This window comes from Lentzea aerocolonigenes, from assembly GCF_000955955.1.
In the GTDB taxonomy this organism is placed as follows: Bacteria; Actinomycetota; Actinomycetes; order Mycobacteriales; family Pseudonocardiaceae; genus Lentzea; species Lentzea aerocolonigenes_A.
Window position 1 is genome coordinate 15268 of record NZ_JYJG01000102.1, and the last position, 17965, is coordinate 33232.

Sequence of the window (17965 nt, forward strand, 5' to 3'; positions counted from 1 at the left end):
CAGCGCACACCCGTCACCCAGTCGGGTTATTTGATCTCATCCGATCGAGACCCACACGGCGCGCGCTCGTCCGCACACTCCGTGAGGCCCGATGATGGCTGACGCCGAGTAAGCCTTGCGTCCGTCCCGGCCAAGTTCCCACGCGATGAGCACGTGGTCCACGCCCAGTTCCACCGGCTGCTCCACTTGGGCGACAAAAGTGCCCAGCACGAACGCCGGACCGCCGTCAGGGGCCACTGGCTGCGCCGACGGGCAGTCCAGCGCCGCCCAGACGATCTCCGGCAGCACGTGCACACCGTCGTTGGGCAGCAGGTCGCTCGGCCGCCACACGCCGGCCCACTCAGGTCGCCCGTCCAGCGGGCCGAGCAGCGCGGCGATGCCGTCCTCACGACCTGGACCGCACCCGAAACACGTCGGGAACGGGTGCTTCTCGCGCCACGGCACCTTCGCGGCGGCCTTGCGGGCCTCGTCGAGCGTCGGCACGGCGGGAACTTCGAGGTCGAGCGCGGCGGGCTCGGCGGACGCGATCACGGTGTCGCCGTCGAGCAGGTCGCCGCCGCGGACCTCCATCTCGCGGTCGAGCGGCACGGGCTTGCGCAAACGGACACTGACCGTCCGCGCGTCGACGTGCGCGGCCAGCAGACCTGCGGAGTAACCGCCGTTGCCCATCCCGGGCGGCCCGTTGAACCTGCTCTCGACCTTCACAGCGCCTCCGCGTAGACCCACTGGCCGTTCTCCCGGACGAACCGGCTCCGCTCGTGCACGACACCGCCGACGTAGTGCGCGCGGAACTCGACGACGCCCTCGTTCTGCAGCAGTCCGCCGTTTTCCGTTGACAGAATTTCGAGCTTCAACCAGCGGTCGGTCGCGTCGATCCCGGCGCTCGCGGGGCGGTGTTTCGCGGCCCACGTGCGCAGCAGGTAGTCCTCATCGGACACGGCGAAAGCGCTGTAGCGCGACCGCATCAGCTGCTCGGCGGTGGCCGCGGTGCGGGCCCCGGAGTGCAGCGCACCGCAACAGTCCACATAGGACTGACCGGTGCCGCAGGGGCACAGTTTGTTGTTCACGTCCACATTGTGCCTGGTGAACCCGTTAGAACCGATGCCGCACCTCATACGTACCCCTTGTCAAGACTGACTCGCGGGAGGCAGAGGAGACGGCAAGTGAGTGTCGAGAGCAGGACAGAGCTCGTACCGCTGCGCACGTGGTTCGGGCTGCGGTGGCGCGGCTACGACCGCGACGAGGTGGACGACTACGTCGCCGAGCTGGAGGCCGAGCTTCGCCTGGTCACCGCCGACCGGGACGCGTCAGAAGCCAGGGCCGACGCCCTGGCCAGCAGGTTGATGTCCGTTCAGGAGGAGAACGCGGGGCTGCAGGACGGCCTGCACCGCATCTGCCTCACCCCCATCGACCCGAAGGGCCTGCCGGAACGGCTCGCCCGCATGGTCGCGCTGGCCGAGGAAGAACGCCGGGAAGTCATCAGGGACGCGCAGCTGAAAGCACTGATGATCGTCGGCGAGGCAGAACAGCGCGCCCGCAATCTGGACCAGGAGGCCGCGGCCAAGCGCGAGGAGATTCGCGAGGACTTCCGGCTCGCCATGTCGGCACGCCGGGCAGAAGCCATGCGAGCCCTGGCAGAATTGCGAAATGTCGCCATCGACGAGGCGGAGCGCATTATCGCCGAGGCGAAGGTGCACGGCGCAAGAATCGACTGAAGAACATGCACCCGTCGTGCACACGCACCTGCCTCGACCTCAGCACGCCGGCGTTCGCCAGGCTCGGCAACACGGATCTGGGCGTTATCGAGCCCGCAAAAGGTCGTTTGAACCCATTTTCGAAAGCCGGGCGGAGATATCCGAAGAACCTCCGCCCGGCTTCACCTATTAAATCCCCCTATTCCCCCGCGAAGGCTATTGCGGTCCATTGGCGTGAAATGTTTCCATTTCGCGCATGGACATGGGGAGTTCAACACCGATCATCGCCTACCTGGTCGCCTGCCTCGGTTCGGCACTCGGCCTGCTGTCGAGCGAGCGCGCCCGCAACGCGGTCGGAGCCTCGCGCAAGTGGTGGCTCGCGGTGGCGGCGGTGTCGATCGGGGGTCTCGGCATCTGGGGCATGCACTTCACCGCGATGCTCGGCACGTGGATGGGCGCGAACGTCGCCTACGACATCCCCGTCACGCTGCTGAGCATGATCGTCGCCATCGTGGTCGTCGGCATCGGCCTGCTGCTGGCGCTGCGCCGCAGCAACGACGACCGCTTCTGGCCCCTCGCGGCCGGCGGAGTGGTCACCGGGCTCGGGGTGGCCGCGATGCACTACACCGGCATGTCGGCGATCGAGATCAACGCCGAGATCAGCTACGACACCGCCGTCGTCGTGCTCTCCATCGCGATCGCCGTCGTCGCCGCGACCGCGGCCCTCTGGTTCACCAGGGAGGTCAGCGGCCCGCTCGCGGTTCTCGGCGCCTCCCTGGTCATGGGCCTCGCCGTCACCGGCATGCACTACACCGGCATGCACGCCATGAACGTCGTGATCAGCCAGCGCGCCTCGGTCGTCACGGACAACTCCGAGGACCTGATCATGTCGCTGATCGTCGGCGGCGCCGGCTTCAGCGTGATCATCGTGTTCCTGCTCGCCCTCACGTCGTCGGACGAGGAAGGGCGCGAGGACGCCGAACTGCTCGACCGCGTGATGCGCCGGACCCAGAACTGACCGGGTTCAACGCAGGTGCACCAGCACCATCCCGTCGTTGCCGGGCGCCGTCTCCACCCGCCGGTACAGCTTCTTGACGTGCGGCTGCTTCAACATCGCCAGCACCCGGCTCCTGAGCTTGCCGGACCCCTTGCCGGTGATGATCTCGACCAGCGGCACCCGCTGCGCCGCGGCCCGGAACAGCGCGTTGCGGACTGCCAGCGCGATGTCCTGGTCACTGCGGAAGACCGGGTGCAGATCAACGGTCAGCTTGTCCGGCACCCCGGGATCATATTTCGCGCCGCCCGGTGGCCAGGCCTCGGCTCACGAGGTAGTCGTAGCAGTCGCGCAGCAGCCAGAACATGTCGTGGTGCGAGCGGTCCATCTCGACGATGTTCCACTTCACCGCCGGGTTGGCGCGCACGACACCGGGCACGTCGATCACGCCCGTGCCGTACGGGACCATGTAGTCGTCCATGCCCTTCGCGGGCCCGTCCTTGATGTGGATGTACTCCAGCCGCCTGCCGAGCGACGCGGCCACCTCGGCGGGATCGACCCCGCCGACCTTCGCCCAGTACGTGTCGAGCTCGAGGACGACCCGCGGATCCAGCTCGCGCAACAGGATATCGTAGGCCTTGCGCCCGTGGAACACCTTGCGGAACTCCGCGAAGTGGTTGTGATACCCGATCCGCATGCCGTACCGGGCGGCGTTCACCACCGCCTGGTTGATCCGCTCCGCCCCGCGCCTGATCGCGTCGACCGAGTCGAACTCCTCCGGCTCCAGGCTCCACACCAGCGTCCGCGCGCCCAGTTCCGCCTGCTGGTCGAGGATCTCGGTCGCGTCAGCACCCGACGGGAACGGCGCGTGCGAGCTGCACAACCCGAGCCCGAGCGCGTTCAGGCGGGCCCTCACGACCTTCGGCGAGTTCCCGTACAGCTCGTAGCTCTCGATCGCGACGTAACCGATCTCCGCGACCTTGCCCAGCACCCCCAGCAGGTCCTTCTCGGCCTGCTCGTGCAGCGACCACATCTGCAACGCGATCGGCGCGGGTGTCCTGTGCGACGGGAGAACCATCAGCGCGGGCGACATCAGCACGGAACGACGGCTCACCACCATGATCCGAACGTAACGATCGGATCCGACCTCACCCAGGGCTCCGACGACCGGGTTTCCACCCGGTCGCTCACACGGGAAGAGCGTCTCCGGGGAAGCCGTGGCACGGGTGGACTTCCACGCGCATGATCCCGGCCCGCACGCACGGGTCCGCGGCCATGATCTCCGCTGCCTCCTCGGCGGACACCGTCATGATCGCGACACCGCACACGTCGTCGGACGCGACCGGGCACAGGATCGCGATGGTCCTCCCGGCGCGCAACGACACCATGCGCCGCTGGTGTTCGAGCTCGATCGAGCCCGCACCGTCCACGGTCTTGTCCGCCCAGTGCAGGATGGCCACGCTGAACGGCTTCGCGGTCGCCGCGAGTGCCTGGATCTCTTCGTCGGTCACGCTCACGAGGTCCCCCTGATCTGCTCCGCCAGCGACACGATGATTCCCTCGGGCCCGCGCACGTAAGCCATCCGCCACACGCCCTCGTACTCGCCGATCCCTCCGACCAGCCCGAAGCCCTGCGCCGCGGCGTGGTCGACCGCCGCCTGGAGGTCGTGCACCTCGAACGCGACGTTGCGCAGGCCCAGCTCGTTGGCAGGGGCGGCGGGCGAACCCGGCAGGTGGTCCGGCCGCGTGAAGCTCGACAGCTCCACCGTCGTGCCACCGGCGGGCGCGTGCAGCATGACGATCTCGACGCGCGCGCCGGTCATGCCGATCACGGTGTCCAGGAACTCGCCCTCGACCGGCATCTTCTCGCCTGCTTCCAGGCCGAGACCGACGAAGAACGCCGTGACGGCGTCAAGATCGGCGACGGTGATGCCCACGTGGTCGAAACGCTTCGCGAACGTCATCTGACTCCCCAAGGTCATTTCGACGGATGCTACGTCCGCGAACCGACGTACTGTGCGGGAATGCGGAATGACGAGCCGCTGGCCATCACCGTGACGACAGCGATCCACCACGGCGACATCACCGCGCTGCGCCGACTGCTGGCGGACAACCCTGATCTGGCGACCGCGCGGATCGTCGACGAACGCGGCTGCGGACGCACGCTGCTGCACGTGCTGACCGACTGGCCCGGCGGGTTCCCGGACGGTGTTCAGACCGCGGCGGCGCTGGTCACGGCCGGAGCCGACGTCAACGCACGCTTCGTGGGACCGCACCGCGAGACGCCGTTGCACTGGGCCGCCAGCACCGACGACGTCGCGGTGCTCGACGCACTGCTCGACGCCGGTGCGGACATCGACGCGGACGGCGCGGTGATCGGCGGCGGCACGCCGCTGACGGACGCACGGGCGTTCGCGCAGTGGAATGCCGCCCACCGTCTCGTCGAACGCGGTGCGACCGTCACGTTGGCCGATGCCGCCGCTCTCGGTCTGCGCGACCACCTCGAACGTCTACTTCCCGGCGGCAGCGTCCAGGACGCGTTCTGGAACGCCTGCCACGGCGGTCAACGGGAGTGCGCCGAGCTGCTGCTCGACCGAGGCGCGGACCTGAACCGGCTGCCGTCGTGGGAAGAGCTGACACCCCTCGACGCGGCGCGGCGCAACGGCTTCGCGGAATTCGCCGACTGGCTGCGAGGACAGGGCGGCAAGCGCGCGGCCGAGCCGTAGCCCGGCCGCGCCTCGCGCTCAGTCCCGTTCGATCAGGTGCCCGACCACGTCCGGGCCAGGATGCGCGTGACCGGAGCCGTCCCGCCGGTTGTCGATGTCCGGCAGCTCGACCGGCGCACCCTTCTCGTCCGCACCCGCCGGACGCGAACCGATCCACGCCAGCACCAGGTGCGACTCCCCCTTGAGGAACCGCTGCGACCGCACGCCACCCGTCGCGCGTCCCTTCGCCGGGTACTCGCTGAACGGCGTGACCTTGACGCTCTGCCCGGACGAGGTGACGACCATCGGCTCGCCGTGCTCGTCGTCGTCCGTGCGGATCGCCCCGAAGAACACCACGTACGCGTCGCCGCTCAGGTTGATACCGGCCATGCCGCCGCCCTTGAGACCCTGCGGCCGCACCAGCTTCGCGTCGTAACGCAGCAACGACGAGTCGGAGCTGACGAACGCGAGCGTCTCGCTGCCGTCCTTGAGCCAGGTGCAGCCGACGACCTCGTCGCCGTCCTTGAGCGTGATGACCTCGAACTCGTCCGACCGCACCGGCCACTCCGGCGAGCACACCTTGACCGTGCCGAGCTTCGTGCCGAGCGCGACACCGGGCGACTCGCCGGGATCGAGCGGCACGATGCCGATGACCTTCTCGCCCTTGTCCAGCGGCACCAGCTCACTCGCCGCCATGCCGCCGCTCAGCGACACCGTGCCGTTCTGCTCGGGCAGCACCGGCAACGGCAGCACGTCGGTCTTGAACCCGCGGCCGAGGTTCGTGATCAGGACGACCTGACCGCGCGCCGTGGAGTGCACCACGGCCGACACCGCGTCGTGCTTGGTACGTCCCGCCCGGCGTTTGCCCTCGGACACCTCCTCCGACTCGGCCGCGGTGCGCGCGACGAGCCCGGTGGCGCTCAGGATGACCTGGCACGGGTCGTCGGCGACCTCCAGCGGCCCGGCGGGCTTGGACGCCGCCAGCACCTCCTTGAGGTCACCGTCGATGAGGCTGGTGCGCCGGTCGCCGCCGAGATCCTTGGCAACCGTGGCCAGCTCCTGTGAGACGAGCTTCTTGAGCACGTTCTCGTCGTCGAGGATCGCGGTGAGCTCGGCGATCTCCTGGTTGAGCTTCTCCTGCTCGTTCTCGAGCTCGAGCTTGTCGTACTTGGTGAGGCGGCGCAGCGGCGTGTCGAGGATGTAGGCGGCCTGGATCTCCGACAGCTTGAACTGCTTCATCAGGCCTTCCTTGGCGGCAGCGGCGTTCTCGCTGGCCCGGATCAGCTTGATGACCTTGTCGATGTCGAGCAGCGCGATCAACAGCGCCTCGACCAGGTGCAGGCGTTCCTCGCGCTTGCGGCGGCGGAACTTCGTGCGCCGCGTGACGACCTCGTAGCGGTGCTTGAGGAAGACCTCCAGCAGCTCCTTGAGGCCGAGCGTCTGCGGCTGCCCGTCGACCAGCACCAGGTTGTTGATGCCGAACGACTGCTCCATCGGCGTCAGGCGGTAGAGGTCCGCGAGCAGCGCCTGCGGGTTCACGCCGACCTTGCACTCGATGACGAGCCGGATGCCGTTCTCGCGGTCGGTGAGGTCCTTGACGTCCGCGATTCCGGTGAGCCGCTTGGACTTGTTGACCTCGTCGGTGATCTTCTCGACGATCCGCTCGGACCCGACCCCGTACGGCAGTTCGGTGACCGTGATCGCCTGCCGGCCGCGGGAGCCCTCCAACAGCCCGATCTCGACCTTCGCGCGCATCCGGACCACACCGCGACCGGTCTCGTAGGCCTTCCGGACCTCGTCGAGACCGAGCAGGATGCCGCCGGTCGGCAGGTCGGGGCCCGGCACGAACTCCATGAGCTTGTCGAGGCTCGCGTCCGGGTGCGTGATCAGCCACCGCGCCGCTCCCACGACCTCGCGCAGGTTGTGCGGGATCATGTTCGTGGCCATGCCGACCGCGATGCCGGACGTGCCGTTGACCAGCAGGTTCGGGAACGCCGCTGGCAGCACCGACGGTTCTTCCAGCGAACCGTCGTAGTTCGGCCGGAAGTCGACCGTGTCCTCGTTCAGCTCACCGACGAGCTGCATCGCCGCGTGGGACATGCGTGCTTCGGTGTATCGGCTCGCGGCCGGCCCGTCGTCCGGGGAACCGAAATTGCCATGTCCGTCGATCAGCGGCTCGTTGAGCGAGAAGTCCTGCGCGAGGCGCACCAACGCGTCGTAGATCGCCGTGTCACCGTGGGGGTGGTAGCGACCCATGGTGTCACCGACGACCCTGGACGACTTCACGTACGGGGAGGTGGGCCGCTGACCGTTGTCGTGCATTGAGTAAAGAATGCGGCGGTGCACGGGCTTGAGGCCATCGCGCGCGTCAGGCAGCGCCCGCGAGTGGATGACCGAGTACGCGTACTCCAGGTACGAGTCCTCGATCTCCGTCTTCAGCGAGTTGTCGAGAACCGTGGCACCGGCGCGGTCGAACGCGGCGGGGTCGACCCTGGTCGTGGGTCCCTTGCGGCGTGCCATGACTGTTCCAGCTCTTTCTGTCTGAGGCTCAGAGGTCGATGGCCGACTGGTCGACCCGTGCGGAGGACTCGATGAGCCAGTTGCGGCGCGGCTCGACCTTCTCGCCCATCAGCAGTTCGAGTGCTTCCTCAGCGGCTTCGGCATCGTCCATCGTGATGCGCCGAACGGAACGCGTGGTGGGATTCATCGTGGTCTCCCACAACTCGTCCGCGTCCATCTCGCCCAGGCCCTTGAACCGGGGCACCGGCGTGACGACCGTCTTGCCGGCCTTTTCCAGCTTCGCGACGGTCTGTTCCATCTGGCGCTGGGTGAAGGTGAAATGCGTTTCGGGGTTGCGCCCGCGGGTCATGACCTTGTGCAACGGAGGCATGGCGGCGTACAGGCGGCCGTCCTCGATCACGGGCCGCATGTACTTGGCGAACAACGTGATCAGCAGAGTTCGGATGTGACTGCCGTCGACGTCCGCGTCCGCCATCAGGATCACTCGGCCGTATCGCATCTGTGAAAGGTCGAACGTGCGGCCGGTGCCGGCACCGAGGACCTGGACGATGGAAGCGATCTCAGCGTTCCTCAACGTGTCGGCCAGCGAGGCCTTCTGGACGTTGAGAATCTTGCCGCGCAAGGGAAGCAGCGCCTGGTACTCGGACACGCGTGCCATGCGCGCCGAGCCAAGTGCGCTGTCGCCTTCCACGAGGAACAGCTCAGAACGGGACACACCGGTCGTGCGGCAGTCGACCAGCTTCGCGGGCATCGCGGCGCCTTCGAGCGCCGTCTTGCGGCGAGCGGCGTCCTTCTGCTGCTTCTGGGTGAGCCGTACGCGCGAGGCGTCGACGACCTTCTGCAGCACCGTCTTGGCTTCGGTCTTGGTCTTGCGGTCCTCGGTCCACGCGCGCACCTGCCCGTCGACGATTCCCTGCAGCACCTTGGTGATGCCCGCGGTGGACAGCTCGTCCTTGGTCTGCGAGGTGAACTGCGGCTCCGGGATGCGGACGTGGATGACGGCCGTCATGCCCTCGAGCACGTCGTCCAGGGTGGGCGGATCTTCCTTGGGCTTCAACAACCCGCGCGTCTTCGAGATCGCGTCCTGCACGGCCTTCAGCACCGCGCGGTCGAAGCCGCGGCGGTGGGTGCCGCCGTGCATGTTGCGGATCGTGTTGGTGAAGCACTCGACGGTGCGCTCGTAGCCGGTGCCCCAGCGCAGCGCGACCTCGACCTCGGCCTGACGCTCCACTTTGGACCGCATCACGCCGTTCTCGTCCGCGGCGTTCTCGAAGTAGGTGCCGGAGCCGGTGATCACGAGGGTGCCGGACACCGCCCGGTCACCAGAGGGCGCGAGGAAGTCGACCATGTCGGTCAGGCCGTGCGGGTAGTGGAAGACCTCTTCGGAGATCGTCTCTTCCAGCGCCGACCGCAGCACGTACGTCACGCCGGGAACCAGGAAGGCGGTGTTGCGCATCTTCGTGCGCACGGCTTCGACGTCCAGCGCGGCGTTGTTCTCGAAGTAGCGGGCGTCGTACCAGTAGCGGATCGAGGTACCGGTCGACTCGTTGCGCTTCATCTTGCCGACGACCTGGAGCCCGCCCTGGCGGGTGAACTTCGCCTTGGGGCCGGGACCGTCGAAGACGCCGGGAACACCGTGGGCGAACGACATCTCGTGCACCTTGCCGCCGTTGCGCACGGTGACGTCGAAACGGTGGGAGAGGGCGTTGACGGCCGAGGCGCCGACGCCGTGCAGGCCGCCGGAGGTCTTGTAGCCGGAGCCGCCGAACTTGCCGCCTGCGTGCAGCTTGGTGAGGACGAGCTCCACACCGGACAGACCGGACTTCGCGTGCACGTCGGTCGGGATGCCCCGGCCGTCGTCGTCGACCTGGACGCTGCCGTCGGCGTGCAGCGTGACCACGATCTTCGTTGCATGACCTGCAACGCCTTCATCGGTGGAGTTGTCGACGATCTCGCTGAAGAGGTGGTTGATGCCCCGGCTGTCGGTCGACCCGATGTACATGCCTGGCCGCTTGCGGACGGCCTCGAGTCCTTCGAGGTGCGTCAGGTCGTCGGCCCCGTACAGGGTCTCTGCGGTCACGGGTATTTCTCCCTGGTTGTGTGCGGACTGCCAGCAGGGTATCCGCCTGGACCGACAATTTTTCGCAGGACGCTCGTCACGGAGGTGGAAACCGCCCTGGGTGGTGCGTCACAAAGCCCGGACGCACGGTCTGCTCGCGGGCTGGACGGCCGTGCTGACCAGCCAAAGCCTGGGGTTCCGCGATCGGCCGCCGCCCAAACGAGACCCGTGGTCCAGGTCGAGGAAAGCGACGAGTTCCACCGCGGCCGTGCGCGCGGTGACCCGCCTGGTTGACGCGGAGTTGGCGCACGCACGTCCCCGATGAGCCGCGGAGTGCCCGGACGGGTGCGGCCACCGGGTACACCCCGCAGTACGCGGCTCGCGCGGTGTGACCGAGGCAGTGAGACCAGGCGACCAGGTCAGGGCACCGATCTGTCCGGTGTGGACAGTCGTGGGCGCGGGCGCCTCGACGATCACGCCGGGACGGCCTCTCGATCACCTGGCGAGGCCGCACCCGCCGGGCCGATGCATCGGAGCCCGCCGGGTTGCGCGCGAGACCTATCCGAGACCTTCCCGACATTGACCCGTGAACCGGGATGAACATCGGCACGTATGCCCCGGTGTCAACAACGGACCGAGGGACGGAGCGAACGCGTGCGCCATGGTGTGGACTCGGCGGGGCTGTTCCAGCAGACCGCGCACAGCCCGTCCTACTTCGAGCTGTCGCGGACCGGTGCCGGTGAACTCGTCGACTTCTGCATCCCGTGCAACCCGTACTTCCCGACGCCCGAGATGTTCGAGGAGCTCTCGAAGAACCTCGAGTCGGTCCTGAAGTTCTACCCCAGCGACTCGTCCAAGATCGCGCAGCAGCTCTCCACCGTGCTCGGGCTCAACCCGGCCACGATCGCGATGTCGAACGGCAGCACCGAGCTGATCACGTGGATGGACCACATGTGGATCCACGACAGCATCGCCATCCCGATCCCCACCTTCGGCAGGTGGACCGACCAGCCGATGGAGAGCAACAAGCGCGTCGACATGTTCCTGCTCCAGGAGAGCAACAACTTCGAGCTGGACATCGACGAGTACATCAAGTTCATCCGTGCCCGCGGCAGCAGGACGGCCGTGATCTGCAACCCGAACAACCCCGACGGCGGCTACCTGTCGCGCCGGGAGATCGTCCGGTTCATGGACGAGCTGGCCGACCTGGACCTGGTCGTCATCGACGAGTCGTTCATCGACTTCGTGGAGGTCGAGCGCAACCCGTCGGTCGCCGCCGAGGCGTCCATCCGGCCCAACGTGGTCGTGCTCAAGAGCCTCGGCAAGAACTTCGGCCTGCACGGCATCCGGTTCGGCTACCTGGTCGCGAACCCGGGCCTGGCGGGCAAGATGCGCCAGACGCTGCCGAAGTGGAACCTCAACTCCCTCGCCGAGACCGTCGTGTTCATGCTGGCCGAGCACGAGGCCGAGTACGCGGAGAGCCTGCGGTTGCTCAGCCGGGACCGCTACCGCATGGGCATGGAGCTCTCCCGCATCCCGGATCTGACCGTGTACTCGTCGCAGGCCAACTTCCTGCTGGTCAAGCTCGGCGGCGGCATGGACGGCCGCGAGCTGCGCGACCACCTGCTGTCCCGGCACCAGGTCTTCATCCGCGAGTGCGGCAACAAGCTCGGCATGAGCAGCCGCTTCGCGCGCCTGGTGGTGCGGCCCGACCAGGACGTCGACCGGCTCGTCGAAGGCATCCGCGACTTCACCCAAGCGAGGTGGACCGACCACTCCTCAAGCCACGCCAGCGAACCGTCGCTGCTCATGCACAGCGCCTGAAATGCTTACCGAAAGGTCTCCTGAAATGTCATCACCGCACGTCCTCAGCGGTCGGCGCGGCCAGGTGGCTGCGGCCGCGCTGGTGGCCGCCACACTGCTCAACGCGGCGTTGTTCGGTTCGAACGCCACGGCGTCGTCGCACCGCGAAGCACCGCTGATCGCGGGTGACCCGGCCGTCGACAACACGGACCTGTACGCGTTCGTCAGCCCGGACCACAAGGACACGGTCACGCTGGTCGGCAACTGGTCGGGCTTCCAGGAGCCCAACGGCGGCCCCAACTTCTTCCCGTGGGCCGAGGACGCCCAGTACGACTTCAACGTCGACAACGACGGCGACGCCAAGCCCGACGTCATCCTGCGGTTCATGTTCCACAACGACGACCGGCGCAAGAACAACACGTTCCTGTACGCCAACGGTGTCGTGGACTCGCTCGACGACGAGAACCTGTTGTTCCGCCAGCGCTACGACCTCGAGGCGATCTACTCGAACGGCCAGAAGGTCAAGCTCGCCAACAACGCCCCGGTCGCGCCGTCGCCCAACGGCCCCGCGTCGATGCCGGACTTCAAGAAGCTGCGCGACCAGGCGATCGTGCAGATCCCCGGCGGCGGCAAGGTCTACGCCGGCCCGTCCGACGACGCGTTCTTCGCTGACCTGCGCGTGTTCGACCTGCTCTACGGCGGCAACCTGAGCGAGGTCGGCCAGGACACGCTGCGCGGCTACAACGTCAACACCATCGCGATCCAGCTGCCCAAGCACGCGCTGGCGCTCAAGAACGACGTGCACCGCAACCCGAACATCGGCGTCTGGAGCACCACGTCACGGCGCAGCCTGAAGCTCTCGCCCGGCAAGGCCGAGGGCTACGGCGACTTCGTGCAGGTCTCCCGCCTGGGCAACCCGCTGGTCAACGAGGTCGTCGCCCCCGCGGGCCTCAAGGACGCGTTCAACGGCCTGCGCCCCGACCAGGACGCCGGCGTGAAGGACCTCGTGGACCGGGTCGTGAACCCGGAGCTGCCGAAGCTGATCGAGGGCATCTACAAGATCCCGGCACCGCAGGGCCAGCGCGACGACCTGGCCGAGATCTTCCTGACCGGCATCACCAAGAAGCTGGGCGCGCAGATCAACGCCGACCTGAACTCGCAGGTCAACAACGCCGACGTCGACCAGCGGCGGTTCCGCCCCAGCGAGATGCTGCGGCTGAACCTGATGATCGACCCGAACCCCAACCCGAACCGCCTCGGCCTGCTCGCCGGTGACACGCAGGGCTTCCCGAACGGCCGCCGCCTCACCGACGACGTGGTGGACATCGCGGTGCAGGCGATGGAGGGTGCCGCGGCGTCCGGCAAGCTCGTCGACGCGCTCGCCACGGGTGACAAGGTCGACGCGAACGACCAGCCGTTCGAGGCGAACTTCCCGTACGTCGGCCTGCCCCGCAACGGCACCGCCGTCAACACCAACGGCAACACCGCCAACGTCGCGGTCAACAACGTCGGCAAGATCGGCACCCTCGACCCGATGGCGATGACCACCGCGGTGGGCTCCGCGCTCGTGTTCGGCGCCGCGTTCTTCCTGTGGCGCAAGCGGCAGCAGCACATCCGCAAGTACGGGTCGCACTCGAAGTGAAGTACCAACAACGGCAGGCCGTCGCGGTGGTTCTCCTGGTCACCGCGGCGCTTGCCTACCTCGCCGCCTCCGGTCCTGCCGACAGCAGGGCCGGGGGCGCGCCCCCTGAGCAGGCTCCCGTCGTCGCACAGCAGAACGAGATGCACCGCGTGGTGCACCAGCTGCAGCAGCGACTGCACAACCTGCCACAGGACAAGGACTCCTGGGCCAAGCTCGGCGCGTCCTATGTGGAGCTGGCGCGCGTCACGGCCGACCCCTCGTACTACGCGAAGGCCGAGGGCGCGCTGAAGAACGCGGGCGACACCGGCCTCGCCGCCATCGGCATGGGCACGCTGGCCAACGCCCGGCACGACTTCCCCACGGCCCGCGACTGGGCCCGGAAGGCCATCACCGCACTGCCGTCGTCCGCGCAGGCGTACGGCGTGCTGGCGGACGCGTTGACGCAGCTCGGCGACGACGCGGGCGCCCAGGACGCGGTGCAGAAGATGCTGGACCTCAAGCCCAACACGGCGTCGTTCGCCCGCGCCTCCTTCCACTTCGAGCTCCACGGCGACGTCGACGGCGCCCGCGACGCGATGACGCGCGCGCTGACCGCTGCCGCGACGCCCGAGGAGATCGCGTTCTGCCAGTACCGGCTGGGCGAACTCGCGTTCGACCACAACCGGCTCGACGAAGCCGCTCAGCACTACGAGCAGGGACTGGCGGCGAGAGGAGACGACATGACTCTCACTCAGGGCAAGGCGAAGGTCGCGGTGGCACGGGGTGAGGCCCCGGTCGCCCTGGAGACCTACCGCAAGCTGGTAGCTCGCGCTCCCCTGCCGCAGTACCTGCAGGAGTACGCGGAGCTGCTGGAGGCCAACGGCAAGACCGAGGAAGCGGCACGGCAGTACGACGTGCTGTCCGAGCAGCAGCGGCTGATGGAGTCGCAGGGCGCCTCCGACGACCTCGCCGCCGCTCTCGTGGCCGCCGACCGCGGCGACGGCATGCAGGCGCTGCGCCGGGCCGAGGCCGAGTGGAGCCGCCGCCAGAGCGTCTTCGTGGCCGACGCGATGGCCTGGGCGCTGCACATGAACGGCCGCGACGCCGAGGCTCTCTCGTACTCGGACCGCGCCAACGCGCTGGGCTGGCAGAACGCCACGTTCTCCTACCACCGCGGCATGATCCTCGCCGCCCTCGGCCGCGTCGCCGAAGCCCAGGAGGCTCTGGTGCAGGCGTTGCGGCTGAACGCGAACTTCTCCCCGCTGCAGGCCCTGAAGGCGGGCCGCAAGCTCGCCGAGCTGCGAGGCGGCCGGTGAGTCTGTCCAACTGGGTCGTGCGGCCCGTCCTGGTCGTGGCCCTCCTGCTGGCGGGCATCTTCTTCATCCACGGCGAGGCGTCCGCGCACCCGCTGGGCAACTTCAGCGTCAACCACTACCACGGCCTGCACCTGCACCCGGACCGCATCGACCTGAGATCCGTGGTCGACGTCGCGGAGATCCCGACGCTGCAGGAGAACCTGAAGGCACGGGACGCCAAGCAGTGGTGTGACGAGGTCGCGAGGACCGACGAGTCCACAGTGGACGGGCGTCGCATCACCTGGACGCTCTCCAGCTCCACCAAGGATCACCCCAAAGGCCAGGCGGATCTCTCCACGACCCGCCTGGTCTGCGAGTTCACCGCCAAGGTCGACCTGGATCGACCGGCACAGCTGCAGTTCCGCGACGAGTCGAACATCGACCGCGTGGGCTGGCGCGAGATCACCGCGGCCGGTTCCGGGATCAAGCTGACCAACTCCTCCGTGCCGACCGAGAGCATCAGCAACGAGCTCCGGACGTATCCCGAGGACCTGCTCAGCAACCCGATGGACGTCCGGTCCGTCACCTTCAACGCCTCACCGGGCAGCGGCTCGGAGCCCAAGAAGGCCTCCGGCTCCCCCATCCAGTCGTTGAGCGTCACCGCGTCCGCCCTGAACGACATCCTGGGCAGCTCCGAGCTCACGCCGTGGCTCGGATTTTTGGCTGTGCTGCTCTCGTTGCTGCTGGGCGCGTCGCACGCGGCGTTGCCCGGCCACGGCAAGACGCTCATCGCCGCGTACCTCGCCGGCCGTCAGGGCAGGCCGAGGGACGCGTTCATCGTCGGTGCGTCGGTCACTGCCACACACACGGGTGGCGTGCTTGTTCTCGGGCTGGTCATCAGTGCTTCGAGCGCGTTGGCCGGTGAGCAGGTGCTGCGCTGGCTGGGGCTCATCAGCGGCCTGCTCATCACCGTCATCGGCGTTTTCCTGTTGCGCTCGGCCCTGACGACACGGCAGTCCGCGCTCGTCGGCGCCGGCGCCGGCGTGGGCCACGGACATGGGCACGGACACGGTCACGGGCACGGGCACGGGCACGGGCACGGGCACGGAACCGGGCACGGCCACGGGTACAGCCGGGCAAGTCTGATCGGCATGGGCGCGGCCAACGGACTGGTTCCGTCACCCTCCGCGCTCGTCGTCCTGCTCGGGGCCATGGCCTTGGGCCGGACGTGGTTCGGCGTCCTGCTGGTCCTCGGCTACGGAATCGGCATGGCCGGCACGCTCACCGCGGTCGGATTGCTGCTGGTGAAAGCCCGTGACCGCGTCGAGAAATTCCTGGACGGCCGTGCCACCCGCGCCCTCTCGCATTACGCACCCGTCGGCACAGCCGCGATGGTGATCGTCGTCGGAGGATGGCTCACATTGCAGGCCGTCTGAATTACATCATTGTGAGTAACAACGACTGAGGCCCGGATTCCAGTGGAATCCGGGCCTCTGCTTCTAGGGATTACAGTCGTTTCTACCCTTACTGCCCTTGCAGGTTCGCCACCACGAAGGCCTTGCCCTCCGCGTTCTCGACCGCGATCGACTTCACCTGGTCCGGCGGAACGCTGACCACGCCGGACACCTTGGCGCCAGGCGACTTCGAGGTCCACGCGAACGCCTCGGCCTTGCTGCCGTCCGCCGTGACCACGACCAGCTTGCACTTCTGTGCGACCGGCAGGCCTTGAATGTCGGCCTTGACCTCGTAGCGGTCCTGCGATGACGGCGCTATCTCCGCCACCATCTTGATCCCACCCGTCGTCGCCTCACCCGTCCTGGACGCGGCAGCGCTCGTTCCCGGCCCCTGGTTCTGCATGAACACCGCGGCGCCACCGAACGCCACCACCGCGGCCACAGCCGCGGCGGCGAGGTAGCCCGGCCAGCGGCGAGGCTTGGCGTGCTGCGGTTCGGGGAAGTCCTCCACCGGCTGCGGACTGGCTCTCGGCTGCGGATCCGCCACCCGCGGCTGCGGGATGACGGACTCGTTCCGGATCTGCCGCAGCGTCCGCTGCAGCAACAGGTCCGACGGCTTGGGCAGGTCGTCCTCGAGCTCGTGCAGGAATGCTTCCCGAGGTATCTCGTCGAGCACCATGCGGATCCGATGGAAGTCGGCGACCTGCGCACGGCAGGACGGGCAGCCCCTCAGGTGCTGCTCCACGCCATGACTCTCGTGCGCGTCCAGAACGCCGAGCGCGTAGCAGCCAAGAGTGACCGCGTCGTGCGCGCCAGCTGTCATACGACCTCCTCGTCGTCCCGATTCGACCCCCGCGGCGAAACGGTGTCACAAGGAAAACGCGCAGATAGGAGTGGTTGGTTCAGCCTGCGAACGAGTTCATTCTGATTGCGCATAACAATGGCATTACGTAACCGCGCAACTACCGTTCAGGGGTGACGTGAGCAGGGCATTTCACTCGATCGGACGACTCAAGGTGTCTCGAATGGCTACAGGCACGTCTCTCGACGAACCAACGGTGCTTCCCTCTGCCGTTCCTCAGCTTCGATGAACACCGCGAGCCCGTCCAGCACCCGCGCCAGACCGAACTCGAACTCGTCCAGCGGCCGTTCGTACCCGCCCGTGGTCCAGATGTGCGTCATCATCGGCAGCCGTTCGGGCGTGAAGTGCTCCCAGAGTTCGTCGCGGTCGTTCCACCAGTCCTCCTCGCTCACCCCGGTCTCCCGTTCGGCGAGGACCCTGTCCGCCATCGTCCTGCCGACGCCGGCGACGAACTGGCCGATGCTCGTGACGACCGCGACGATCTCTTCGGGCTTGAGGTTGAGCCCCGAGACCACCGCGAACGCCGCGTCCGTGCGGGTCATGGCATTCGGGCCGGGCATCCGTCGCGCGTTGGTGAGCTGCAGCAGCCACGGGTGCGCGCAGTACATCGACCACAGCTGCCGCGCGTAGAAGTCCAGCCCGTCGCGCCAGGTGGTTTTGGGCGTTTGTTCGGTCTCGCCCCACACGGCGTCGACCATGAGGTCCAGCAGCTCGGACTTGCCGGGGACGTGCCGGTACAGCGACATCGTGGTGAAGCCCAGGGTCTCGGCGACGCGGCGCATCGTCAGCGCCTCGATGCCCTCCGCGTCGGCGACCTTGATGGCCGCCTCGACCACCCTCGCCTGGCTGAGCGCGGCCTTGGGTCCCCTGGTCGGTTCTGCAGGCGTCTCCCACAACAGGCGCACGCTGCGGTTCCGGTCGTCCTTCACCCAGCCCCCTCGTCTTCACAAGCCTCTTGC

General features: G+C 67.8%; 17 protein-coding genes. 7 read left to right on the plus strand and 10 right to left on the minus strand.

The features are described 5' to 3' along the window. Positions 1 to 36: 36 nt before the first annotated feature. Together UK23_RS16765 and UK23_RS16770 are read right to left on the minus strand one after the other, a co-directional pair. On the minus strand, positions 37 to 705 hold the full coding sequence (locus UK23_RS16765; RefSeq protein ID WP_052684727.1) for a hypothetical protein: 669 nt from the start codon (positions 703 to 705) through the stop codon (positions 37 to 39). Further along, the gene (locus UK23_RS16770; RefSeq protein WP_045312470.1) at positions 702 to 1073 is read right to left on the minus strand and encodes a YchJ family protein; all 372 of its coding nucleotides are present in this window, start codon (positions 1071 to 1073) and stop codon (positions 702 to 704) included. The genes UK23_RS16765 and UK23_RS16770 overlap by 4 nt, the downstream gene beginning before the upstream one ends. A 90-nt stretch (positions 1074 to 1163) precedes the next feature. On the opposite strand from UK23_RS16770, the gene UK23_RS16775 reads away from it, so the two are divergent. Further along, positions 1164 to 1715 carry a DivIVA domain-containing protein gene (locus tag UK23_RS16775; RefSeq protein WP_052684728.1) on the plus strand — a complete coding sequence of 184 codons (552 nt, stop codon included), beginning with the start codon at positions 1164 to 1166 and terminating at the stop codon, positions 1713 to 1715. A 235-nt stretch (positions 1716 to 1950) separates the two neighbouring features. After that, positions 1951 to 2712: an MHYT domain-containing protein gene (locus UK23_RS16780; protein WP_045312471.1), complete on the plus strand. Its 762-nt coding sequence runs from the start codon at positions 1951 to 1953 to the stop codon at positions 2710 to 2712. Positions 2713 to 2718: 6 nt separating this feature from the next. Here the strand turns inward: UK23_RS16780 and UK23_RS16785 are convergent, their stop codons facing one another. The 4 genes from UK23_RS16785 to UK23_RS16800 form a co-directional block, all read right to left on the minus strand. Further along, the gene (locus UK23_RS16785; RefSeq protein WP_045312472.1) at positions 2719 to 2973 is read right to left on the minus strand and encodes a Smr/MutS family protein; all 255 of its coding nucleotides are present in this window, start codon (positions 2971 to 2973) and stop codon (positions 2719 to 2721) included. Positions 2974 to 2980: 7 nt separating this feature from the next. Then, a complete protein-coding gene (locus UK23_RS16790; protein ID WP_196777769.1) occupies positions 2981 to 3808 on the minus strand; it encodes a sugar phosphate isomerase/epimerase family protein in 828 nt (275 codons plus the stop codon). A gap of 67 nt (positions 3809 to 3875) precedes the next feature. Further along, positions 3876 to 4205, minus strand: coding sequence for a hypothetical protein (locus UK23_RS16795; protein ID WP_045312473.1), 330 nt, complete (start codon positions 4203 to 4205; stop codon positions 3876 to 3878). Continuing rightward, a complete protein-coding gene (locus tag UK23_RS16800; RefSeq protein WP_196777770.1) occupies positions 4202 to 4669 on the minus strand; it encodes a VOC family protein in 468 nt (155 codons plus the stop codon). The genes UK23_RS16795 and UK23_RS16800 overlap by 4 nt, the downstream gene beginning before the upstream one ends. Before the next feature lie 42 nt (positions 4670 to 4711). On the opposite strand from UK23_RS16800, the gene UK23_RS16805 reads away from it, so the two are divergent. Next, a complete protein-coding gene (locus UK23_RS16805) occupies positions 4712 to 5413 on the plus strand; it encodes an ankyrin repeat domain-containing protein (RefSeq protein WP_045312475.1) in 702 nt (233 codons plus the stop codon). An 18-nt stretch (positions 5414 to 5431) separates the two neighbouring features. Here the strand turns inward: UK23_RS16805 and UK23_RS16810 are convergent, their stop codons facing one another. Continuing rightward, entirely contained in the window at positions 5432 to 7912 is a 2481-nt protein-coding gene (locus tag UK23_RS16810) for a DNA gyrase/topoisomerase IV subunit A (protein ID WP_045312476.1), read from the minus strand. 28 nt (positions 7913 to 7940) lie between these two features. Next, entirely contained in the window at positions 7941 to 9992 is a 2052-nt protein-coding gene (locus UK23_RS16815; RefSeq protein WP_045312477.1) for a DNA gyrase/topoisomerase IV subunit B, read from the minus strand. Between the two features lie 633 nt (positions 9993 to 10625). On the opposite strand from UK23_RS16815, the gene UK23_RS16820 reads away from it, so the two are divergent. From UK23_RS16820 to UK23_RS16835, 4 genes are read left to right on the plus strand one after another with little or no spacing between them, the layout of a single operon-like run. Then, positions 10626 to 11795, plus strand: a complete 1170-nt coding sequence (locus UK23_RS16820; RefSeq protein ID WP_196777771.1) for a pyridoxal phosphate-dependent aminotransferase — start codon at positions 10626 to 10628, stop codon at positions 11793 to 11795. 25 nt (positions 11796 to 11820) lie between these two features. Next, a complete protein-coding gene (locus tag UK23_RS16825; RefSeq protein ID WP_045312478.1) occupies positions 11821 to 13416 on the plus strand; it encodes a DUF4331 domain-containing protein in 1596 nt (531 codons plus the stop codon). Beyond that, the gene (locus tag UK23_RS16830) at positions 13413 to 14711 is read left to right on the plus strand and encodes a tetratricopeptide repeat protein (RefSeq protein WP_045312479.1); all 1299 of its coding nucleotides are present in this window, start codon (positions 13413 to 13415) and stop codon (positions 14709 to 14711) included. Before UK23_RS16825 ends, UK23_RS16830 begins: the two co-directional genes overlap by 4 nt. Then, positions 14708 to 16126, plus strand: coding sequence for a nickel/cobalt transporter (locus UK23_RS16835; protein ID WP_156213165.1), 1419 nt, complete (start codon positions 14708 to 14710; stop codon positions 16124 to 16126). Before UK23_RS16830 ends, UK23_RS16835 begins: the two co-directional genes overlap by 4 nt. An 88-nt stretch (positions 16127 to 16214) precedes the next feature. On the opposite strand, the gene UK23_RS48710 is transcribed toward UK23_RS16835, so the two are convergent. Next, positions 16215 to 16967 (minus strand): anti-sigma factor family protein, encoded by a 753-nt coding sequence (locus UK23_RS48710; protein ID WP_052684729.1) that lies wholly within the window; start codon positions 16965 to 16967, stop codon positions 16215 to 16217. Between the two features lie 206 nt (positions 16968 to 17173). Further along, positions 17174 to 17935, minus strand: coding sequence for a TetR/AcrR family transcriptional regulator (locus UK23_RS16845; protein WP_045312480.1), 762 nt, complete (start codon positions 17933 to 17935; stop codon positions 17174 to 17176). Positions 17936 to 17965: the final 30 nt, after the last annotated feature.